Genomic DNA, 21,556 nt, shown 5'->3' on the forward strand with positions numbered 1-21,556 from the left:
TGACAAAACCTGAGTCCTTTATAGTTAAAGTGTTTGTTTGCACTCATATTTTAACTATTTAGACTCAGGTTTTTTTATTTAAAGCAAACTATGGGTCAGTAGTGGCTTCATGCGCCTTTTTTTTATTATTATCCTTTAAGATGCATGAATTTTTTCAACAATATTTTTAACTCGTTTTGCATAAAGCTTTGCTGTTTCCAAATCACCTGAAGGAATTTCATCAACACTTGCATCTGATGGAGTTTGTACTAATAAACCAACAGAACCACCTAAATTGTTCACATCCTCACGGGTTGCTGTTTTAGTATTTGCTGGTAATAAGCCTAAACTTACCCAAATTCCACCATGTTGAGAGGCTAAAGTTTGTAAATGGATTAAGGTAACTTGTTTATCACCATTTAAACTTGCACTATTGGTAAAACCTGCAAAAACTTTATCTTTCCAGCCCTGTGTAAACCAGATTTTCGAAGATGCATCAGCGAATTTCTTAAATTGCCAAGGCGCTGCTCCCATATATGTTGGTGTACCAAAAACGATCCCCTGTGCTTGATTTAGCAGCTGCCAATCTTGTTCTGAAATATCGCCATTTTGATCAATTTCGATTAAATCTGCTTGTATGCTTTGAGCAAATGTTTCAGCAACAACTTTCGTATGTCCATAACCAGAATAATAAACCACAGCAATGTTTGACATGAGAGAATCCTTATAATTTCAAAAAAGTTCGATTTAATAATATATATTTTAGAAACTAGGTATCAATTAGTTACCAATTGGTAACTATGTTGCTATTCGCATTAAATACTGGGTTAAAAAGATGAATACCGGATTAAAATATAATATTTATCAACAACATTGCCCTGCTCGGTTATTTTTTGAAAAAATTGCTGACAAATGGGTTTTACTGATTATCAATGTCCTCGCAGACGAAACTCAGCACTTCAATCTTTTAAAGAAAAATATTCAAGGTATTTCACCTAAAGTACTGTCTCAAAAACTAAAAATGCTAGAGCGAGATGGATTTATCCAAAGACAAGTCCAAAATACCTCTCCAATACGTGTTGATTATTCATTAACATCGTTAGGACATGAAGTTGCCAAAATGGCATTTCAGTTAAAAGATTGGGCTGAAACTAATATTGAAAAAGTGATATCGGCTCAACAAAAATTTGATTCAAGCCCCAAACAAGAAAACGACTTAAAGTAGATCACTTTAAGTCGTTTTAGCACTTGAGCAATAAATTAAACTAGACTAGAACTTTAAATCCTTGTTGACGCCAAGCTTCATAGACAATAACAGCAGTTGCATTAGATAGATTTAAACTTCTTGAGTTTTCAGCCATTGGTAACCTTATCCACTGCTCTTGTGGGAACATCATTCGGACATGCTCAGGCAAACCTCTAGTTTCAGGTCCCATCAATAAAGCAACTGGACGATTGAGATCAACTGTATGTGGTGTCGCACTGCCCTTGGTCGTAAGTGGAAAGACATGCTCAACACCTTTAGATTTGAGATCAGCAAGACACAACTCAATATTGTCCCATATCAACATTCTTGCCCATTCATGATAGTCCAAACCTGCGCGCTTCAATTTTTTATCATCTAGCTCAAAACCTAAAGGTTTGACTAAATGTAGCTGAGCACCTGTATTAGCGCATAAACGAATGATATTACCTGTATTTGCTGGAATCTCAGGTTCGTATAGGACCACATGAATCACAAATTTTCTCTACTTTTCATAATCCCTCCTAGTCACCCTTTGAAAAAGAGAGGAACTCACTCTCTTTTTAAAGTGGGATTAGGAGAGATTTATTGCCATTTTAACTGTTCCCGTAGGCTCACAACTTCACCAATAATCGTTAAAGTCGGTGCTACGATATGATGTTCAGATACCTTTGTTGCAATATCAGCCAAAGTTCCAACAACAACTTTTTGTTCAGGCGTTGTACCTTTAGAAATCAATGCAACAGGCATCGTTGGACGTTGACCATGTGCAATCAGTTGCTCACAAATGCGTTCTAATCCGACCAAGCCCATGTACAGAACTAAAGTTTGGTTTTCATAGACCAATTCACTCCAAGGCAACTCTGGTGAACCTTCTTTTAAATGTCCTGTTAGAAACCGCACACTTTGCGCATAATCACGATGTGTTAACGGAATCCCTGCATAAGCGGAGCAACCTGAAGCCGCGGTAATTCCTGGAACCACTTGGAATGTCACATTGGCTTCCACCAATTCTTGAATCTCTTCACCACCACGCCCAAAAATAAATGGATCACCACCCTTTAGACGGCAAACACGCTTACCTTGTTGTGCATATTCAACCAACAAAGCATTAATGCCTTCTTGTGGAACAGAATGATTTGAACGTGCTTTACCCACATAAATTTTTTCGGCATCACGACGACACAAATCTAAAATCGGACCTGAAACCAAACGATCATAGATCACAACATCAGCTTGTTGCATCAAACGCAACGCTTTGAGTGTCAATAACTCTGGGTCACCTGGTCCCGCACCAACGAGATACACTTCACCTTTAGGTGCAGACCATTCAGTTAGAGCTTGCTGGATCAGTTGATTTGCAAGCTCAAGATTGTCATTGAAAACTTGTTCTTTTAGAGGACTTGCATATAAATTTTCCCAAAAGATACGTCGCTCATCTGGGTTAGAAATTTTTTCTTTAACTTGCTTACGCCATTGTCCAGAAAACTCAGCGAGTTTACCCATCCCGTGCGGCACAATAGTTTCAATCTGTGTACGCAATTGTCGAGACAATACTGGCGATGCCCCATTAGACGCAACAGAAATCACTAAAGGTGAACGATCAATGATTGCAGGTACCATGAAACGGCAATTAGGTATGTCATCAACACTATTGACTAAAATATTGCGCTGCTCACAATGATCAAATACGGCTTTATTTACATCTGCTTGGTCTGTCGCAGCAATCACTAAGCGATAGCGAGTATCAAGTACAGATTCTGAGAAGCTTTCTTGGATATACTGACCTGTTGATTTCTCAACTAAAATCATTAAATCAGGCTCAATCTCAGGTGCAACCACATCAATGATTGCACCTGCTTTGATCAATAAACTTGCTTTACGATAGGCAATACGCCCACCGCCTACAATCAGACAACGTTGCTGCTGCAACTTTAAAGAGATTGGAAATATTTCCACATCTGGCCTCTTCTATATTTTCTATCTGATTGAACTAAAGCAAAAACTATGCACAAAATCGATGCATGTTTTAATCAATGAAGCTTACGCCGCCCATATATGGACGTAAAACTTCTGGAATTTCGATTGAACCATCAGCACGTTGATAATTTTCCATTACCGCAAGCAAGGTACGACCCACCGCAAGACCTGAGCCATTCAATGTATGCACCAATTCGATCTTCTTCTGATCTACACGATAACGTGCTTTCATACGACGCGCTTGGAAATCACCCATATTTGAACAACTAGAGATTTCACGATAGGTATTTTGGCTCGGTACCCACACTTCGAGGTCATAAGTCTTAGTTGCGCCAAAACCCATATCACCACCACAGAGCAAAATCTTACGATATGGCAAACCAAGTGCCTGTAAAATGCCCTCTGCATGTGCAGTTAATTCTTCAAGTGCCTGCATAGAGTGCTCAGGCTTAACGATTTGCACCATTTCGACCTTATCGAATTGATGCTGACGAATTAAACCACGGGTATCACGACCATAAGAACCAGCCTCACTACGGAAACATGGTGTATGTGCAGCATATTTTAACGGTAAACGATCTGCATCAATGATTTCATCGCGCACAAAGTTAGTAATCGGCACTTCGGCAGTAGGAATCAGGTAGTATTCCTTTTCACCTTGAAGCTTGAATAAATCCTCTTCAAACTTAGGTAATTGTCCTGTACCACGTAAAGTATCTGCATTTACTAAGTAAGGTACATAAGCTTCGGTATAACCATTTTTAAGCGTATGTGTATCTAGCATGAATTGAGTCAGGGCACGTTGCAAACGAGCCAATGGACCTTTCAACACGCTGAAACGAGAACCTGTTAGTTTTGTTGCAGTCTCAAATTCAAGACCACCCATCCATTCACCGAGATCAGTGTGATCTTTAATTTCGAAATCAAACTGGCGTGGTGTACCCCATTTCAAGATTTCTAAATTATCACTTTCATCTTTACCTTCAGGTACAGATTCATCAGGCAGGTTTGGAATCGCCAGTGATTTTTGTTCTAACTCAGTTTGAAGTTCTGCCAAAGCAACTTCAGCAGCTTTGATTTCGTCACCAATGGCAGACATACGTGCCATGATTTCGGAAGCATCTCCACCAGATTTTTTGATTTGACCAACTTGTTTAGCACCCGCATTGCGTTCAGCTTGTAAATTCTCAGCTTTTGACTGCAATTCTTTACGGCGAACTTCTAAATCAGCCCATTCTTGCGCATTAAGCTGAACACCACGTTTTGCTAAAGCAGCGTTTACTGCTTCAATATTATTTCTGAGTAATTTTGGGTCAATCATAATCAATCATGAATAGAGAAAAAACTGGCTATAGTGTAAGGCTTTAACCCAAAAAAATACAGCGATAGACAACAAAGACTCAGCACCTACACATGTTGAGATGCTGAAAATCAATTAATTTGGTTCTTTTGGTAAACTTGGTAAATATTCAGCTTTAATAAACTGTTTCGCTGCATAATAGGGCAACGTTAACTCACTCATTCCTTCAGCATAAGATGCAAGCTCATATAAAGGATAGACAAAAACAATACCATTCACTCCATAGTAATAATTGTCACTGAGCTGTAAATCTTGTTTTTTAATATTATGATCTTCTAACCAGTTCTGATTAGACGCATATAGTTCATCACGCAGTTTGGTATTCATCTCAGGTTTAATCAATTCACTGACAGTGATATGTTTTTTATTAGAAAGATCAAAATTCACAAACTCTTGATGTGACATACCATGTGCTGCGCCCGCAGAATATGAATACGACTGAATCGCAAATGTCGCTAAATTATAATTTTGTCCTATAAAACGAACGTATGTACTACTCTCACTCAATGAAGGTTCATCTGCAGGAACTTTAACTTTCTGATCAGGAAGATTAGCAAAAGCATTCGGCTCAGCTTTTTTCATACGATTGACAAAATATTCATCGATCCATTTTTGATTGGTTTCGACGGTTTGCAAATCATAATTGGTACAACCATCCTCCAAACAAACTTTTTGCTTGGGAAGCTTAACTGGAATTACTTTTGCTTGAATTAATGGTATGTCTAATTTTGCAGTTTCTTTGGATGATTCTTGTTTAGGTTGGCATCCGACTAAAGCAACAACTATAAGAATTGGAATAAGTTTTGATAATTGTGAAGTATTCATCGTCATGCAAGTCTCTGATGTTTTTCTTCACTATACAAAGCCTTGTGAGGATATAAAATTTAAAAATGTATCTTTCAGACAAGAAAAAGCCGCAAATATGCGGCTTTTTTTAACTGATTACTGATCAATAATATCTGTACCTTTAGGTGGTGCAAAATTAAATACTGATGCAGGGATCTTTGGATTGACTTTAATGTTACTGAATCGAACATAAGTCGTTTGACCTAAAGAATCCTGTAAAATCATAAGGTTTGGCGCTTTATTTGCACCAAAACTAATGGTCATGCTTTGGAAAGCACTGTCCTCTTGTTTTGGATACAAAGTGTAATAAAGCTTAGTGCGGTCAGGCTGAGTCACACGATAAGACTGCATGATCTGATTTGTATTGCCTGATAACAATAATGCTGGTGTATTGGCAATTTGATCATCTAAACTCTGACGAACAGCTTGTTGTAAATCTGGATCATAAATCCAAACAAGCTTACCTGTGGTCACAATGGTCTGCTTCGCTGGGCTAGTCGTTTCCCAATAAAACTTTCCAGGACGTTCCACTTTCATTGTACCTTTGAAAGTTTGATTCATATGTTGTGCAGTTAAGCTTTTATTTTTGCTCGGCTTACTGTTTGTAACTTTTGTAGTTTGTTCAAAATCTGCTGTTAAACGTTGCAAGCCAGATAACTGCTTCACCAAACTGGAGGTTGCTTGCTGAGCAGATGCTGCTGTTGGTGCAGCAGATAACTGTGTACTCACAACTGGAGCCAGTGTCACTGCACCAATTGTTGCAGCATATGCCATTTTTTTTACGAAATTCATAAAATGAACCTTCTATCAGATTTCTACTGTTATGACGACATCTTACTGTTTTTGATCATTAAAAAAATGAAGAAAAGCACAGGTTTTGTGTATTTCGTGTCGCAAAGTTCAGCATTATGTATGAAGATGCGGTCTTTATGTAGAAATTGTAAGGATGCAAATCCACAATTTGACAAGATTTTAAAATCAATCATGTAGCTAAATTTTTTGATATAGAAATTATTAATAAAGAATAGACTAGACCTGAATCAACTTTTTGATAGTCTTACTAGAATTCATAAAATAAGCATAAACTATGAAAAGTCTTGCATTCATCCATCGAAATGACACTCGATTCGCTATTGGCGACTTTTACCCTGCACTTTCAGTATTCTCTTACCATGAACTTGGTAATACAACATCACCCTTTCTACTGCTTGATCATTTAGGACCAGGAAAACTCGAACCTAAAAGCAAAAAGAAAGGCGTAAATGAACATCCACATCGCGGTTTTGAAACCGTGACCTTTGTATTTTCAGGTGAATTACAACATAAGGACTCCACAGGTGGCGGTGGCTTGATCAAAAGAGGTGATGTTCAGTGGATGACTGCTGCCTCTGGAATACAGCACATTGAACAGTTTAGTTCCGAGTTTCGTGAAAGTGGTGGTCCCTTTGAAATGGTACAACTCTGGGTAAATTTACCAGCCAAAGACAAAATGTCTGCCCCTCGCTATCAAAGTTTATTAAATGAAGATATCCCTAAAATTATTCTCGATGATCAAACTAGCTATATTCGCGTAGTTGCTGGTGAATTAAATCAAACAACTGGAATCGCAAAAACATTTACTGCGATGAATGTCTTTGACATACATCTTGTGAAAGACCAACAAATTACATTACCTGCTGCCGAGGGTACGACAACCTTGATCTACTTGCGTAAAGGTAAAGTACAGTTTTCTTCTGATGAAGAATCTCTCGAAGAACAAGCGATGGCTGTCATGTCGAGCTTAGGAACTGGCGTTCAAATCAACGCTCTAGAAAACTGTGATTTATTATTTTTATCAGCACAGCCCTTAAACGAGCCAATTAATGGACAAGGGCCTTTCGTCATGAATAGTTATGATGAAATTTTACAGGCTTATGATGATATTAAGACAGGAAAATTCGGACACTATTCTAATTAGACACCTTATAAAATGTATACCGATAAAAAAACCCGCTAAAAGCGGGTTTTTCTGAACTATTAAAACTTACGCTTCAACAGTTACATAGCGACGGCCAAATTGACCTTTCACTTCAAATTTTACTACGCCGTCAGCAGTAGCAAATAAAGTATGGTCACGACCCATACCAACATTTGCACCAGCGTGGAACTCTGTACCACGTTGACGAACGATGATGTTACCAGCAGTTACAGTTTGACCACCGTAAACTTTAACACCTAACATCTTAGGATTCGAATCACGACCGTTCTTCGTCGATCCACCGGCTTTTTTAGTTGCCATGTCTATTTACTCCTCGTGTTAGCCTGCGATACCAGTAATTTTCAACTCGGTAAACCATTGACGGTGACCTTGTTGCTTACGGTAGTGTTTACGACGACGCATTTTGATGATGCGGATTTTGTCGTGACGACCATGGCCAACTACTTCTGCAGTTACTTTTGCGCCAGCTACAACTGGAGCACCGATTTGAATGTTGTCACCGTTTACAACCATTAACACGTCATCAAACGTGATAGTTGCGCCAGTTTCAGCTTTCAATAATTCTACTTTAAGGGTTTCACCCTCAACAACACGGTGCTGTTTACCACCGCTTTGGATTACTGCGTACATATGTACTCCAACATGCCCGTGTCGTCGTGTCGATAAAGGGATATATCGATCTTAAAACGAACGCCACTGGGGTTATATAAGGGGACAAATTTTAAGTGAAATTTGATCAAACAACAAGTCATTTTATACAAATGCAAATAGATTCAATCAATTTTTAGATTTTCTAATAAAATCAATTAGATTGAAGTTCTACAGTTTTGATTGATTCTTTCTGTGATTTGCAATACATTTTTAAAAACAAATTGCGACAATAACAAACTGTGTTTTTACAAAGTCATAAGTAAAGTAATGATGTTTGGTGGGCAAGCTCTTTTTTCTGTCTAAATTAAGACCAAAAAACTCATCATAATGTTTTAAATGACGGATTACACAGCCTGTATAACTGTTTAGCAACAGATTAATTGATACACTTAGCGCACTACCCACCTATACGAGGTTTTTCTTCATATGGTTATCGATTTTAAGCAAGACGTTCTTTCCCCTGTTGCGACAGATTTTGCTGCGATGGATTACCTGATCAATGAAGGAATTAGCTCTAAAGTTGGCTTAGTCATGTCTGTAAGCAAACATGTCGTAGAAGCTGGTGGGAAGCGTATGCGCCCAATCATGTGCTTACTGGCTGCAAAAGCTTGTGGATTGGCAAATATGCAGCAAGCGCAACATTTAGCTGCCATCATTGAAATGCTTCATACCGCAACTTTAGTGCATGATGATGTAGTCGATGAATCAAACCTCCGCCGTGGTCGCCCAACCGCAAATGCAACGTGGAACAATCAAACTGCTGTTTTGGTGGGGGATTTCTTAATAGCACGTTCATTTGATCTATTGGTTGATTTAAATAACATTACGCTATTAAAAGATTTCTCTACAGGCACATGTGAAATTGCTGAAGGTGAGGTTTTACAACTTCAATCTCAGCATCAACCTGAAACAACCGAAGAAACATATTTGCGCATTATTCATGGTAAAACATCTCGTTTGTTTGAACTTGCTACTGAAGGCGCAGCTATTTTGGCAGGTACAGAAGAGTACCGTGAACCTCTTCGTCGCTTCGCTGGTCATTTTGGAAATGCCTTTCAAATTATTGATGATATTTTGGATTACACATCTGATGCTGAAACATTAGGTAAAAATATTGGTGATGATTTGATGGAAGGTAAACCTACTTTACCGTTAATTTCAGCATTGGCTCATTCGACGGGTGAAGAACATGAAATTATTCGTCGTAGTATCGCCACTGGTGGTATCGAGCATCTAGATAAAGTTATTCAAATCGTGCATAACTCGGGCGCAATCGAATATTGCCAAAAGCGTGCCCAACAAGAAACGGATGGCGCATTAGAGGCTTTAAAAGCCTTACCTGATAATGAATATCGACAAGCACTGATCAATTTAACCTTAATGGCCTTACACCGACTCCAATGATGTTCTAATTGCCTATGCATTTAAATTTATCTGATTTATTTTTAAAAATGCAGGAACAGCTTGAACTCCCTCAAGCTGCTCTTGACGAAAACCTAATTATTGAACTGGTCAATCGTATACGACCAGCTGATCCTAACGATGCCAATGAAGTAAAATCACGTATTGATGCATTGGTTAGGATTTTATTACTCACTCCTGCATCCTCCATTTTGCTTCAAAACTTTTTATTGCGTCTGATTAGTCAATATAAACAAATTAGCTTGTATGCCGACAGTGGCATTCTCTCTTTGGATGGCTTTTGGAACCAGTTAAGCCAACGATTAGGCGCTCATTTTCTTCCTTTAATTGAAGATGGTCAGCAACTCAGAACATTAGTGGGTAAAGTTTTTCACCAAGAAACTGATAGCGATTGGTTAGCTTTAATTGATACACAAGATTGGATTCGTTTATTTAGCCTAATCAGTGAAAGTCATAGCAATAGTAAAGAAAAACTCTATTCTAAAAATGAATTAATAAAAGCGATTACTGTTCTTTCATATCGAATCAGTGGCATTGGCTTATATCCTGAGTTTATTAATGCCATACCTGACATTATTGAATACGAATCTCCTTTTCTGGTTCAAAACCGAGAAATTGTCGAATTGATTGAGAAGTATAAAAAGCAGATCGAAGATCAAGATAGCATTGTAGTTGTCCCGCCTCCTGATGCATCACAAGCATTTGTTATGCTGGATCAATGTCGCGAAGTTGTACTCAAAATCCGCAGAGCAACCAAGCGTATTGGTGTAAGCATCAGTTTGACTTATTTACTCTCGCTTTTAGAACAAGCCCTTGATCGAATTGAATTATTGCTTAGTTTATTGGTCAGCAAAAATGAAATTCGATACCGATCATTGGGTGAGTTAATCACAGATCTAACTCAAGCGAATTACGATGAAAAAAGTGTGCGTCACTTACTGAGTTCTACCAGTGAGTTAATTGCGTTACAAGTTACTGAGAATGCAAGTAAGACAGGCGAACATTATGTAAGTACTGACAAAGCTGGCTTTTGGGGAATGTATAAGGCTGCTGCGGGTGCAGGTGCAATTATTGCGACCATGGCAACCTTAAAAATACTGACAGCGCGTTTGGTCTTGGCCCCATTTGGACATGCATTTCTATATAGCATGAACTATGCGTTGGGTTTTATGCTGATTCATGTTCTGCATTTCACAGTTGCAACTAAACAACCTGCAATGACAGCTGCTGCTCTCGCAGCAACAGTGCAACATCAAAAAGGTAGTAAAACCGCACAAATTGCTGAACTCGCAGCTTTAATTATCAATATTATTCGTACTCAATTTGTGGCTATCCTCGGCAATATCTCGATTGCGATTCCAGTAGCTGCACTTATTACTTTCTTGTGGCAATACAACTTACATGAACCTTTGCTTTCACCTGTTAAAGCAAGTAAAACGCTGCACTCCTTAAATCCATTCACTTCTTTAGCCGTTCCACATGCAGCAATTGCTGGTGTGTGCTTATTTTTATCAGGTTTACTTGCAGGATATTTCGATAACCTAGCCGTATATCGAAAGGTAGGTCCTCGTTTAAAACAACATCTCCGTTTGAAACGTTTAATGGGACAAGAAAGACTGGATAAGTTTGCTAATTATATCGAAACCAACTTAGGTGCTTTAGCTGGTAACTTTTTGTTCGGTATCATGCTTGGAAGTATGGGAACCATTGGTTTTATTCTAGGCTTACCACTAGATATTCGTCATATTGCCTTTGCATCTGCAAATTTTATACAAGGCTTGATGACTATTAGTGGATCACCTGATATTGGTTTAATCCTTGTATCGTTCCTTGGTGTCATGCTCATTGGTTTAACCAACTTATTTGTTAGCTTTACTTTGACTATTATTGTTGCTTTACGCGCTCGTCGCGTACGTTTCGCACAATGGAAACCATTGGCAAAATTGGTACTCACCCACTTCTTAACACGACCAAGTGATTTCTTTTGGCCACCAAAGCAACCAATCGAAGTAGATGATGATGCATCAAGTGAACAAAAAGTGAGACATTAATCAATTTTTGTTATGTTTTTTTACTGAACCTTAAAAAAATCTGAAAATGAAATTATCATAAAATTTCAAGACTTGACCAAAAGTGTACTCGCAAGTACACTTTCAAACATTATATAACCCTGAACAATGGTTAAGCAAATAATGAGGTTCGCATGCCGTACCTACTGCTTTGTATTGGTTGCATTTTTTTGATAATCGGTGTGATTGGGCTGTTTTCTCCAAGCATATCAAATTTAGACCTTAGAGGTGTTAAAATGCTATTTGAACACCGTTCGTTTGCGCTTAACCACGTAGCCGTTCTGTTTTCTCGCCTAGGAGGCATGCCCTTTTTACTGGTTTTAACGTCGTTTTTTTGTATCCGTCAAATTCGAAAGAAAAACTATAAAAAGGTCATATTTGTTGCCCTGAGCGTGATCGGTAGCATTGTGATTGGTTGGCTTCTGAAATGGGGCATTGATCGACCAAGACCATTGGCGTTTTATCATTTAGTTCAAAGTTATGGAGCATCCTTCCCAAGTGCCCATAGCCTGTATGCTGCAACCCTATCGAGTTTAGTTCTGTTGCTATCACAACAGCACAAATATCGTTCCAGTATCGTTTTAGTATCTGTTTTATGGTTAATAATCATGGGGATATCTAGAGTTTATGCAGGGGTTCATTACCCAACTGATGTATTGGCTGGTTGGGGTATTGGGTTGATTTTGACTTCGTTGCTTTGGTTTTGGCTGTATCAAAGCAATTTCAGCAACAATTTGTTTTTAGATAAAAAATCTAAATTGAGGTGGAACAATGATGTCGGCTAAGCTTTGGGCTCCTGCCCTCACTGCTTGCGCATTAGCAACAAGCATTGCGCTTGTTGGTTGTAGCAAAGATCCTAAAGATGAACAGCAAGCTGCTGCTGCTCAAAAAATGCCGCCTCCAGAAGTTGGTGTTATCGTTGCTCAACCACAAAGTGTTGAACAAAATGTTGAACTTTCTGGGCGCACTTCTGCGTATCAAATATCAGAAGTTCGTCCACAAACGGGTGGCGTTATTTTAAAGCGTTTATTTGCTGAAGGCAGTTATGTCGAAGCAGGTCAAGCGCTTTATCAAATAGATGCTAATACCAACCGTGCAACTGCTGACAATGCTCGTGCAGCTTTATTGCGTCAGCAAGCTAATTTAAATGCATTGCGTGTGAAAGAAAATCGTTATCGCCAATTGGTTGGTACTAACGCCGTTTCTAAACAAGAATATGATGATATTAATGCTCAAGTAAAATTGGCTGAAGCAGATGTAGCTGCAGCTCAGGCAGCATTGAAAAATGCTGAAATTACTTTAGGTTATTCAACTGTTCGCGCACCTATCTCAGGGCAATCTAGTCGTTCTTCGGTAACTTCTGGTGCTTTAGTTACTGCAAACCAAGCAGATCCGTTGGTGACAATCCAACAACTTGATCCAATCTATGTAGATATCAATCAATCAAGTGCTGAAATGCTCCGTTTACGTCAGCAGTTGAGTAAAGGTAGTTTAGATAGTAGTAATAATACGCGCGTCAAACTCACACTTGAAGATGGTTCAGATTATCCTATCGAAGGCCAACTCGCATTCTCTGGTGCGAGTGTTAACCCTGAAACAGGATCAGTGACTTTACGTGCCGTTTTCCCTAATCCAAATCACTTGTTATTACCTGGTATGTACGCAACTGCAAAAATCTCTCAAGCAGTTCTACCTAATGCATATCTGATTCCACAAGCAGCTGTAACTCGCTTACCTACAGGGCAAGCAATTGCTATGGTCGTAAATGCGAAAGGTACTGTAGAGACTCGACCAGTGACGACAGCAGGTGTTCAAGGTCAAGACTGGATTATTACCGATGGTTTAAAAGCTGGTGATAAAGTTATTGTGGATGGTGTTGCAAAGGTAAAAGAAGGTCAAGAAGTTAAGGCTAAGCCTTACCAACCTCAAGCATCACAAGGTCAAAATGCTGCACCTAAAGCAAATGAACAAAAACAAGCTGACTCTTCAAAAACTGAACAAAAAGCTACTTCACAAGTTTAAGGGGTAGATTGCATGGCTCAATTTTTTATTCATCGCCCAATTTTTGCATGGGTGATTGCGTTGGTGATTATGCTGGCGGGTATTCTCACCCTCACCAAAATGCCAGTTGCGCAATACCCAACAATTGCACCGCCCACGGTGACAATTTCTGCAACATATCCAGGTGCTTCAGCTCAGACTGTTGAGAATACGGTTACTCAAATCATTGAACAGCAAATGAATGGTTTGGATGGTTTGCGTTATATCTCTTCAAACAGTGCGGGTAATGGTCAAGCATCGATCAACTTAAACTTCGAACAAGGCATTGATCCTGATATCGCCCAAGTACAAGTTCAAAACAAACTGCAATCAGCAACAGCACTGTTACCTGCTGACGTACAACGTCAAGGTGTAAAAGTGACGAAGTCTGGTGCAAGCTTCTTGCAAGTTATTGCATTTTATTCGCCAGATAACAGCCTTTCTGCTTCTGACATTAAAGATTACGTCAATTCAAACATCTCTGAGCCACTGAGTCGTGTGGCAGGTGTAGGTGAACTCCAAGTATTTGGTGGTTCATATGCAATGCGTATCTGGTTAGATCCAGCAAAACTTACTAGTTTTAATCTCACACCTTCAGATGTTGCAGCAGCTATACGTTCACAAAATGCTCAAGTTGCCGTAGGTCAATTAGGTGGTGCTCCAGCAGTTCAAGGACAAGTTTTAAATGCGACAGTTAATGCACAAAGTATGTTGCAGACTCCAGAGCAGTTTAAAAACATTTTCCTAAAAAATGCTGCTGATGGCGCACAAGTGCGTTTAAGTGATGTTGCACGTGTTGAGTTAGGTTCTGACAACTATCAGTTTGACTCTAAGTTCAATGGTAATCCTGCAGGTGGTGTCGCGATTAAACTTGCGACGGGTGCAAATGCGCTAGATACAGCTGCTGCAGTTGAAAAACGTTTATCAGAATTACGTGTGAACTATCCAAGTGGTTTAAAAGATAAACTTGCTTACGATACGACACCATTCATTAAGCTTTCGATTGAAAGTGTAGTACACACACTGATTGAAGCTGTTGTTCTTGTATTTATCGTCATGTTCCTGTTCTTACAGAACTGGCGTGCGACAATCATTCCGACACTTGCAGTCCCTGTAGTTGTATTGGGAACTTTTGCGGTAATCAATATTTTCGGCTTCTCAATCAACACGCTCACCATGTTTGCGATGGTGCTTGCGATTGGTCTGTTGGTCGATGATGCGATTGTAGTCGTCGAGAACGTCGAACGTGTTATGCAAGAAGAACACCTTGAACCTGTACCTGCTACTGAAAAGTCGATGGGTCAAATTTCTGGTGCTTTGATTGGTATCACTAGTGTATTAACGGCGGTATTCGTACCAATGGCCTTCTTCGGGGGGACAACTGGTGTAATTTACCGTCAATTCTCTATCACTTTAGTAACGGCAATGATTTTATCTTTGATCGTTGCGTTAACATTTACCCCTGCCCTTTGTGCAACGTTATTAAAACAACACGATCCAAACAAAGAACAAAGCAACAGTATCTTTGCGCGTTTCTTCCGTGGTTTTAATAGTGGGTTCGAAAAACTTTCAGAGAAATATCAAGGTGGTGTCAACCGTATGACCCATCATAAGTTGTTCTCTGGAGTCATTTATATCGTTGTTATTGCTGCTTTAGTTGGTTTATACAAGATGTTGCCTTCGTCTTTCTTACCTGAAGAAGACCAAGGTGTTGTTATGACACTTGTTCAATTACCACCGAGTGCAAGTCTTGAAAGAACAGATAAAGTCATCACCACTATGACTGATTACTTCTTAAATAAGGAAAAAGAGCATGTAGAGTCGATCTTTACTGTGTCTGGCTTCTCATTTACAGGGGTTGGTCAAAATGCTGGTCTTGCTTTTATCAAATTGAAAGACTGGAGCGAGCGTACAACACCTGAATCACAAATTGGTGCCATCATTCAACGTGGTATGGCATTGAACATGATCGTAAAAGATGCATCTTACATCATGCCATTACAGCTTCCTGCAATGCCTGAATTGGGCGTATCGTCTGGTTTTGATATCCAGTTGAAAGATGTAAGTGGTCAAGGTCATGAAAAACTGATTGCTGCTCGTAACGCTATTTTAGGTATGGCATCACAAGACAAACGTCTTGCAGGTGTACGTCCGAATGGTCAAGAGGACACTCCTCAGTACAAAATCACAGTTGACCAAGCGCAAGCTGGTGCAATGGGTGTGAGTATTAGTGATATTAACAGCACCATGAGCATGGCTTGGGGTGGTTCTTATATCAATGACTTCGTTGATCGTGGTCGTGTGAAAAAAGTTTATGTTCAAGGTGAAGCAGATACCCGCATGATGCCTGAAGACCTAAACAAATGGTATGTACGTAATAACAAAGGTGAAATGGTTCCATTCTCAGCTTTTGCTAAAGGTGAATGGACGTATGGTTCACCACGTTTAGAACGTTACAACGGCGTATCTTCTGTGAACATTCAAGGTTCTCCTGCACCAGGTGTCAGCTCAGGTGACGCGATGTTAGCAATGGAAGAAATCATTGGTAAGTTACCATCGATGGGCTTACAAGGTTTCGACTATGAATGGACAGGCTTATCTTTGGAAGAGCGTGATTCTGGTAACCAAACAGTTCCATTACTCATTCTTTCATTATTGATCGTGTTCCTGTGTCTTTCAGCATTGTATGAAAGCTGGGCGATTCCAATTTCGGTATTGTTGGTTGTACCACTAGGTATTATTGGTGCTTTCACGATGACATGGTTAGGAATGGTGATTAAAGGTGATCCAAACTTATCCTTTAACATTTATTTCCAAGTCGCAATCGTAGCCGTGATTGGTCTTTCTGCAAAAAATGCGATCTTGATCGTAGAGTTTGCAAAAGAGCTGCAAGAAAAAGGCGAAGAGTTATTTGAAGCAACATTACATGCTGCAAAAATGCGTTTACGTCCGATTATCATGACTACACTTGCATTCGGATTTGGTGTTTTACCATTAGCCCTTGCAAGTGGTGCGGGTGCAGGTAGTCAACATTCTGTTGGTTATGGTGTACTGGGTGGCGTAATTTCTTCAACACTTTTAGGTATCTTCTTCATCCCTGTATTCTTCGTGTGGATTCGTAGTATCTTTAAGTACAAACCTAAAACTTTAAATACTCAGGAGCATTGATCGTGATGCAAACTGTTTGGTCTATTTCCAGTCGTGGCATTGCAATCTCTGCACTCGCGCTGTCTTTGGCTGCCTGCCAAAGCATGCGTGGGCCAGAGCCTGTTGTGAACACAGCGATTCCTGAAAGCTTTGCGTCATATAGTAATGCTTCTGGAACTTCTATCGCAGAACAAGGCTACAAAGACTTCTTTGCGGACCCTCGTTTATTACAAGTGATTGATATGTCACTTGCCAATAACCGTGACTTGCGTACAGCAGCGTTGAATATTCAAAAAGCGCAACAGCAGTACCAAATTTCAGAAAACAACCAATTACCAACGATTGGGGCAAGTGGTAGTGCGGTTCGCCAAGTCACGCCATCTCGTGATCCTAACAACCCCTACTCGACTTACCAAGTTGGTTTAGGTTTAACGGCTTACGAGTTAGATTTCTGGGGTCGAGTTCGTAGTTTGAAAGACGCTGCTTTAGATAGTTATCTTGCGACACAAAGTTCACGTGATGCAACTCAGATCAGCTTAATTGGACAAGTGACACAAGCATGGTTGAATTATTCATTCGCCAGTGCACAACTCAAACTTGCGGAGCAAACGCTCAAAGCACAGCAAGAGTCATTTAACTTGAACAAAAAGCGTTTCGATGTCGGAATTGATAGTGAAATTCCTGTGCGTCAAGCTCAGATTTCAGTTGAAACTGCACGTAATGATGTAGCTAACTACAAAACCCAGATTGCACAAGCTCAAAACTTGTTGAATTTATTGGTCGGTCAACCAGTTCCTGAAAACCTATTACCAAAACAACAAGTCGCTCGTATCACGCAAAAGAATGTGTTGACTGCAGGCTTACCAAGTGACTTGTTGAATAATCGTCCTGACGTCAAAGTGGCTGAGTATCAACTGAGTGCTGCGGGTGCAAATATAGGTGCTGCGAAAGCACGACTATTCCCAACGATTAGTTTGACGGGTTCAGCAGGTTATGCATCAACAGATTTAAGTGATTTGTTTAAATCTGGCAACGCACTTTGGTCAATTGGTCCGAGCATCGATATGCCAATCTTTGATTGGGGTACACGTCGTGCGAATGTCAAAATTTCTGAAACAGATCAGAAGATTGCCCTTTCAAATTATGAAAAGTCAGTCCAATCTGCATTCCGTGAAGTGAATGATGCTTTAGCAACTCGTGCCAATATTGGTGATCGTTTGAGTGCTCAACGCCGCTTAGTTGATGCCACTAACACCACTTATAAACTATCTAATGCTCGTTTCCGTGCTGGTATTGATAGCTACTTAACGGTGTTAGATGCTCAGCGTTCAGCATATTCAGCAGAACAAGGCTTATTATTATTGCAACAAGCTGATTTAAATAATCAGGTTGAGCTTTATAAAACCTTAGGTGGTGGACTTAAAGTGTCTTCAACTGAGACGATTGCACGCCAACCATCTAGCGCTGAAAAAAATAGCGCTCAATAAAAAAAAACTTTGTCATAAAAAAGCTCACTTCGGTGAGCTTTTTTATTGCATGCATGCGGAATATTTCTTATCTTCAATACTGAAATATTAAAGACTTAGAAAAACGCTATGTTATTAAGCAGTTTAGAATCAGTTCCTGGTCACGAGATTTTACGTCAGCTAGATGTCGTTTACGGCAGTACGGTACGCAGTAAACATGTTGGTCGAGATCTTATGGCAGGATTAAAAAACATTGTTGGTGGTGAACTAACAGGCTATACAGAGTTGCTTGAAGAATCTCGCCAAGAAGCGACACAACGTATGATCGATAAAGCACGTGCTTTAGGTGCCAACGCTATCGTCGGTATTCGTTTCTCGACCTCAAATATCGCTCAAGGTGCATCTGAACTCTTTGTCTATGGAACAGCTGTCGTCGTCCAGCCGATCACACCAAAACTTCCTGATCCATTTAGCGCTTAGGCATGTCTATGAGTGGATTAATTTTTCAGGTTATTCTTTTCTTGATTCTGTTTTCAGTCGGATGGGGATTTGGTCGTCATATCGAACAAAAACATTTACGTGAACTAGATGAAAAAGAAAAAAAATTTGCCCATATTCGAATTGATACCAATCGATTTGTTGAAACATCAGCAAAGGGGCAATTGGTGAGTAGCAATGTCGTCATCTCACATGATTACTTTAAATACATACTTGCCAATATTCAAAACTTTTTCGGCGGTCGCCTGACCAGTTATGAAAGTGTGGTTGAACGTGCACGTCGTGAAGCGATGCTCCGCCTCAAGCAAGAAGCACATGCAATCGGTGCTAGCCATATCATGGGGGTTCGTCTCAGCACGACTGAACTCGGTATGCAAGGTGGGATGGTTGAAGTGTTTGCATATGGAACAGCGATCTATCAGCCATCTTGAAGACGTATGTCCTGTTGCACATGCTGCATCAGGACAACTCAGTTACTCTGCAAAAATCGCTTGCCAATAGTGATAGGTTTTTTCTTCCCCATTCTCTAATTTAAAGTCATAAGACATTTGACGAGTTTCTACAATCTCAAATTCAACGGGTTGTTTGAACAATGCTCCAGCATAAGCAAAAGTATGGTATTCGCCATTTTCTCCGCAGATATCGATATCCTCAGGCATCCGTTCTATCAATGCTGCATCTATATCTTGACCAATAAAAGAACGATCCAATTTACTAGCATCTGTGACGATGATTTTAGTTCTAATGCCTGAATCCAAAAAGTGTTTCATCACTTCAGTTGAATCAAGATTCCAGATTGGCTCGACCACTTCAATTCCTAAAGGATGTAAACGGTCTTCTCGATATTTACGCACGTCACTAAGATAAATATCACCAAAAATAAAATGTTCTACCCCCTGTGCCTTGAAATGCTGAGCAGCATCTAACATGCGCTGCTCATAAACAGGTAGGTTCTTGGGTAAAAATACAGGATAAAGAGGGATACCAATACTTTCAGCTTGTTTCATCAATAATGAAAATGGAATCGCATGCATAGATGACAATTCCGTTTCCTCATTGACTGTGGTCAACAAAGCAACCACTTCGAATAGTTTTTGCTGTAAGACGGTATAAAGTGCGAGGGCAGAATCTTTTCCGCCACTCCAATTAAAAACAGCTTTATTAGGTGTTTGCACTATCATTTAACTCGTGTTTTACGAATCATTTTATATAACAAGCTTGGTGATAAGCGAGAGACCAATACTCCGAGTTGTTCTTTTTTCCCGCCAACAACAATATATTCATCACCTGCCATTAATGAACTCACTACTCGTTCAGCAAATACATCGGCTTCAAGTCCATTTTCAATCGCTTCATCCTGATGTCCTTGTGGTTTACCTTCACCATTTAAAGCATTAAACGAAACATTGGTCTTCACAAAACCAGGGAAGACAACAGAAACTTCCACACCTTCTTTCGCAACCTCAGCACGTAAACTATTTGCCCACATGTGAATCGCTGCTTTCGCTGCAGAATAACTTGCTCGATATTGGGTACCTAATAGACCCGCAACGCTCGATACAAAAACAACCCGTCCAGATTTTTGCTTTAACAGGGTTGGTAACACAGTTTTGGTAAAAAATACTTGTGAAAAATAATCTACTTCCATGATCGCACGTTCAGTTTGCATAGTCGTATCTTGAATCAATGCACGTTGACTCAAACCTGCATTATTGATCAGCCAATCAATACGTCCTTTGGTTGCGAGAACTCGTTCATGTGCATGGCGGACTTGAGCTTCATCGGTAATATCAGCAGCGATTGAAAGATGCTGTTCAGGCTTAAGTAAACCCACTCGAACCGATTCCAACTCATCATAACGACGTGAAGTCAGTACAACTTGAGCACCTTGTAAAGCGCACTCTCGTGCCAAAGCTTTACCTAAGCCCGAAGATGCACCTGTAATCCATACGACTTTATTTTCAAGACTTTTAAGTTTCGCCATGTCATATATCTCCTTTATTTATGCAGGGTGACGCATAAATTTAAGAAAGTGATCTACATAAGTTGCCGCAGCTTGTTGATCAAGTTGAGTACCTAATTTTTCTAAACGCTTATACCCTAAATGTGTCGTCATATTAATGACGCCATTTAAGGTTTTATCGACTACAAAATTAAATTTTAGGCTCTTTTTCGGCTCACGAATTAAATGAGTGACACCTACATCAATCACTTCTGTGAGCAACTTCAGTGAATTGGCAATTTCCCGACTTTCCCCTTCAGCTAATTTTTGACTCGAAGCTTTAACCTGTTGAGTCAACTGTTGCTCAATCGGATAAGTCATATATACCGACTCATCTTCAACTCGAATTGTTTTAGATAAATGTTCAATCAATGGAACTAGACGATCATTCCCAAAGAATGACACTGACCATGGCATATATTTTCGGATTGCTTCTAAAATCTGCTGAATCACTTTTTCAGATTCACCTGTGAGTGAATGATGTTGATTGTCTTGCAATAGCACCATAAAAACTTGTTCTATCACTTCACATGCAATTTCAGATAAAACTGCCCCCAAAGCATTTGCTTGGCTTTCTTTACTACCCTGTAAGAGCTGCGTACGGATGTGAGCAAATCGCGCGTATGTATCGGCATGAATATTTAAAAAAACGGCAGTGTTCATTCTAATCACCCTATTCTAGATTCCATAAAATAAGGGCTTATTCAATAAGCCCTTATTCATCCTTAGATTCTGTTTTTCTTTCATTTTTGGCTTTTCAAATGCTGAATTTACCACATTCTATTCACGATCAACATGCATAAATGCCAAAAATGGTTGACCGTGTGTTGCTTCATTAATTTTTAATAGAATTGAATAACTCATCGTAACCGTCC

Annotated in this window: 21 protein-coding genes; 10 read left to right on the forward strand and 11 right to left on the reverse strand. The window is 39.6% G+C overall.

What is annotated here, in order from left to right; genetic code table 11:
- Positions 1-135 precede the first annotated feature (135 nt).
- Positions 136-693, reverse strand: a complete 558-nt coding sequence (locus tag MKL32_RS00560; RefSeq protein ID WP_075696742.1) for a flavodoxin family protein — start codon at positions 691-693, stop codon at positions 136-138.
- 121 nt (positions 694-814) lie between these two features.
- Here MKL32_RS00560 and MKL32_RS00565 point away from each other — a divergent pair, with 121 nt between their 5' ends.
- Positions 815-1,204 carry a winged helix-turn-helix transcriptional regulator gene (locus MKL32_RS00565; protein WP_004963630.1) on the forward strand — a complete coding sequence of 130 codons (390 nt, stop codon included), beginning with the start codon at positions 815-817 and terminating at the stop codon, positions 1,202-1,204.
- Positions 1,205-1,244: 40 nt separating this feature from the next.
- Here the strand turns inward: MKL32_RS00565 and MKL32_RS00570 are convergent, their stop codons facing one another.
- The 5 genes from MKL32_RS00570 to lolA form a co-directional block, all read right to left on the reverse strand.
- Positions 1,245-1,718: a tRNA (cytidine(34)-2'-O)-methyltransferase gene (locus tag MKL32_RS00570; RefSeq protein ID WP_004950756.1), complete on the reverse strand. Its 474-nt coding sequence runs from the start codon at positions 1,716-1,718 to the stop codon at positions 1,245-1,247.
- A gap of 89 nt (positions 1,719-1,807) precedes the next feature.
- Positions 1,808-3,181, reverse strand: coding sequence for a siroheme synthase CysG (cysG, locus tag MKL32_RS00575; RefSeq protein WP_039047817.1), 1,374 nt, complete (start codon positions 3,179-3,181; stop codon positions 1,808-1,810).
- 70 nt (positions 3,182-3,251) lie between these two features.
- A complete protein-coding gene (serS, locus tag MKL32_RS00580; protein ID WP_004908431.1) occupies positions 3,252-4,523 on the reverse strand; it encodes a serine--tRNA ligase in 1,272 nt (423 codons plus the stop codon).
- A 114-nt stretch (positions 4,524-4,637) separates the two neighbouring features.
- Complete coding sequence (locus MKL32_RS00585) at positions 4,638-5,393, reverse strand: RsiV family protein (RefSeq protein ID WP_004908432.1); 756 nt, start codon at positions 5,391-5,393, stop codon at positions 4,638-4,640.
- A 111-nt stretch (positions 5,394-5,504) separates the two neighbouring features.
- The gene (gene lolA, locus MKL32_RS00590) at positions 5,505-6,200 is read right to left on the reverse strand and encodes an outer membrane lipoprotein chaperone LolA (RefSeq protein ID WP_270900046.1); all 696 of its coding nucleotides are present in this window, start codon (positions 6,198-6,200) and stop codon (positions 5,505-5,507) included.
- 295 nt (positions 6,201-6,495) lie between these two features.
- Between lolA and MKL32_RS00595 the strand changes: the two genes are divergently transcribed.
- Positions 6,496-7,365 carry a pirin family protein gene (locus MKL32_RS00595; RefSeq protein WP_270900047.1) on the forward strand — a complete coding sequence of 290 codons (870 nt, stop codon included), beginning with the start codon at positions 6,496-6,498 and terminating at the stop codon, positions 7,363-7,365.
- Positions 7,366-7,431: 66 nt separating this feature from the next.
- Here MKL32_RS00595 and rpmA read toward each other — a convergent pair whose 3' ends face one another.
- Both rpmA and rplU read right to left on the reverse strand, forming a co-directional pair.
- Positions 7,432-7,686 carry a 50S ribosomal protein L27 gene (gene rpmA, locus MKL32_RS00600; RefSeq protein WP_004640422.1) on the reverse strand — a complete coding sequence of 85 codons (255 nt, stop codon included), beginning with the start codon at positions 7,684-7,686 and terminating at the stop codon, positions 7,432-7,434.
- A gap of 18 nt (positions 7,687-7,704) precedes the next feature.
- Complete coding sequence (rplU, locus tag MKL32_RS00605) at positions 7,705-8,016, reverse strand: 50S ribosomal protein L21 (protein ID WP_004652230.1); 312 nt, start codon at positions 8,014-8,016, stop codon at positions 7,705-7,707.
- 447 nt (positions 8,017-8,463) lie between these two features.
- On the opposite strand from rplU, the gene sdsA reads away from it, so the two are divergent.
- The 8 genes from sdsA (at position 8,464) to MKL32_RS00645 (ending at position 19,110) form a co-directional block, all read left to right on the forward strand.
- Entirely contained in the window at positions 8,464-9,441 is a 978-nt protein-coding gene (gene sdsA / locus MKL32_RS00610; RefSeq protein WP_004950751.1) for an All-trans-nonaprenyl-diphosphate synthase, read from the forward strand.
- 14 nt (positions 9,442-9,455) lie between these two features.
- Positions 9,456-11,510: a site-specific recombinase gene (locus tag MKL32_RS00615; RefSeq protein ID WP_270900066.1), complete on the forward strand. Its 2,055-nt coding sequence runs from the start codon at positions 9,456-9,458 to the stop codon at positions 11,508-11,510.
- A gap of 152 nt (positions 11,511-11,662) precedes the next feature.
- A complete protein-coding gene (locus MKL32_RS00620) occupies positions 11,663-12,313 on the forward strand; it encodes a phosphatase PAP2 family protein (protein ID WP_270900048.1) in 651 nt (216 codons plus the stop codon).
- On the forward strand, positions 12,300-13,550 hold the full coding sequence (locus MKL32_RS00625) for an efflux RND transporter periplasmic adaptor subunit (RefSeq protein ID WP_270900049.1): 1,251 nt from the start codon (positions 12,300-12,302) through the stop codon (positions 13,548-13,550). Before MKL32_RS00620 ends, MKL32_RS00625 begins: the two co-directional genes overlap by 14 nt.
- A 12-nt stretch (positions 13,551-13,562) precedes the next feature.
- Positions 13,563-16,736, forward strand: coding sequence for a multidrug efflux RND transporter permease subunit AdeJ (gene adeJ, locus MKL32_RS00630; protein WP_075696744.1), 3,174 nt, complete (start codon positions 13,563-13,565; stop codon positions 16,734-16,736).
- Between the two features lie 5 nt (positions 16,737-16,741).
- Complete coding sequence (gene adeK / locus MKL32_RS00635) at positions 16,742-18,202, forward strand: multidrug efflux RND transporter AdeIJK outer membrane channel subunit AdeK (protein WP_004908454.1); 1,461 nt, start codon at positions 16,742-16,744, stop codon at positions 18,200-18,202.
- Between the two features lie 108 nt (positions 18,203-18,310).
- Complete coding sequence (locus MKL32_RS00640; RefSeq protein ID WP_004908457.1) at positions 18,311-18,661, forward strand: YbjQ family protein; 351 nt, start codon at positions 18,311-18,313, stop codon at positions 18,659-18,661.
- 8 nt (positions 18,662-18,669) lie between these two features.
- Entirely contained in the window at positions 18,670-19,110 is a 441-nt protein-coding gene (locus MKL32_RS00645) for a YbjQ family protein (protein WP_004908459.1), read from the forward strand.
- A gap of 42 nt (positions 19,111-19,152) precedes the next feature.
- On the opposite strand, the gene MKL32_RS00650 is transcribed toward MKL32_RS00645, so the two are convergent.
- Genes MKL32_RS00650 through MKL32_RS00660 form a run of 3 tightly spaced genes read right to left on the reverse strand, consistent with a single transcriptional unit; the run spans position 19,153 to position 21,344 of the window.
- On the reverse strand, positions 19,153-19,860 hold the full coding sequence (locus tag MKL32_RS00650) for an adenine nucleotide alpha hydrolase (RefSeq protein WP_270900050.1): 708 nt from the start codon (positions 19,858-19,860) through the stop codon (positions 19,153-19,155).
- Entirely contained in the window at positions 19,857-20,663 is an 807-nt protein-coding gene (locus tag MKL32_RS00655; RefSeq protein WP_151830214.1) for an SDR family NAD(P)-dependent oxidoreductase, read from the reverse strand. The genes MKL32_RS00650 and MKL32_RS00655 overlap by 4 nt, the downstream gene beginning before the upstream one ends.
- Positions 20,664-20,681: 18 nt before the next feature.
- Entirely contained in the window at positions 20,682-21,344 is a 663-nt protein-coding gene (locus MKL32_RS00660) for a hypothetical protein (RefSeq protein WP_004908464.1), read from the reverse strand.
- Positions 21,345-21,556 lie beyond the last annotated feature (212 nt).

Source organism: Acinetobacter sp. AOR34_HL (assembly GCF_027854795.1).
Lineage (GTDB): Bacteria > Pseudomonadota > Gammaproteobacteria > Pseudomonadales > Moraxellaceae > Acinetobacter > Acinetobacter junii.

What these genes read in the sequence shown, in the direction of transcription:
- MKL32_RS00560 (WP_075696742.1), bottom strand. Translation starts at nt 693, where the DNA reads ATGTCAAACATTGCTGTGGTTTATTATTCTGGTTATGGACATACGAAA.
- MKL32_RS00565 (WP_004963630.1), top strand. Translation starts at nt 815, where the DNA reads ATGAATACCGGATTAAAATATAATATTTATCAACAACATTGCCCTGCT.
- serS (WP_004908431.1), bottom strand. Translation starts at nt 4,523, where the DNA reads ATGATTGACCCAAAATTACTCAGAAATAATATTGAAGCAGTAAACGCT.
- MKL32_RS00585 (WP_004908432.1), bottom strand. Translation starts at nt 5,393, where the DNA reads ATGACGATGAATACTTCACAATTATCAAAACTTATTCCAATTCTTATA.
- lolA (WP_270900046.1), bottom strand. Translation starts at nt 6,200, where the DNA reads ATGAATTTCGTAAAAAAAATGGCATATGCTGCAACAATTGGTGCAGTG.
- MKL32_RS00595 (WP_270900047.1), top strand. Translation starts at nt 6,496, where the DNA reads ATGAAAAGTCTTGCATTCATCCATCGAAATGACACTCGATTCGCTATT.
- rpmA (WP_004640422.1), bottom strand. Translation starts at nt 7,686, where the DNA reads ATGGCAACTAAAAAAGCCGGTGGATCGACGAAGAACGGTCGTGATTCG.
- rplU (WP_004652230.1), bottom strand. Translation starts at nt 8,016, where the DNA reads ATGTACGCAGTAATCCAAAGCGGTGGTAAACAGCACCGTGTTGTTGAG.
- sdsA (WP_004950751.1), top strand. Translation starts at nt 8,464, where the DNA reads ATGGTTATCGATTTTAAGCAAGACGTTCTTTCCCCTGTTGCGACAGAT.
- MKL32_RS00615 (WP_270900066.1), top strand. Translation starts at nt 9,456, where the DNA reads ATGCATTTAAATTTATCTGATTTATTTTTAAAAATGCAGGAACAGCTT.
- MKL32_RS00620 (WP_270900048.1), top strand. Translation starts at nt 11,663, where the DNA reads ATGCCGTACCTACTGCTTTGTATTGGTTGCATTTTTTTGATAATCGGT.
- MKL32_RS00625 (WP_270900049.1), top strand. Translation starts at nt 12,300, where the DNA reads ATGATGTCGGCTAAGCTTTGGGCTCCTGCCCTCACTGCTTGCGCATTA.
- adeJ (WP_075696744.1), top strand. Translation starts at nt 13,563, where the DNA reads ATGGCTCAATTTTTTATTCATCGCCCAATTTTTGCATGGGTGATTGCG.
- adeK (WP_004908454.1), top strand. Translation starts at nt 16,742, where the DNA reads ATGCAAACTGTTTGGTCTATTTCCAGTCGTGGCATTGCAATCTCTGCA.
- MKL32_RS00640 (WP_004908457.1), top strand. Translation starts at nt 18,311, where the DNA reads ATGTTATTAAGCAGTTTAGAATCAGTTCCTGGTCACGAGATTTTACGT.
- MKL32_RS00645 (WP_004908459.1), top strand. Translation starts at nt 18,670, where the DNA reads ATGAGTGGATTAATTTTTCAGGTTATTCTTTTCTTGATTCTGTTTTCA.
- MKL32_RS00650 (WP_270900050.1), bottom strand. Translation starts at nt 19,860, where the DNA reads ATGATAGTGCAAACACCTAATAAAGCTGTTTTTAATTGGAGTGGCGGA.
- MKL32_RS00655 (WP_151830214.1), bottom strand. Translation starts at nt 20,663, where the DNA reads ATGGCGAAACTTAAAAGTCTTGAAAATAAAGTCGTATGGATTACAGGT.
- MKL32_RS00660 (WP_004908464.1), bottom strand. Translation starts at nt 21,344, where the DNA reads ATGAACACTGCCGTTTTTTTAAATATTCATGCCGATACATACGCGCGA.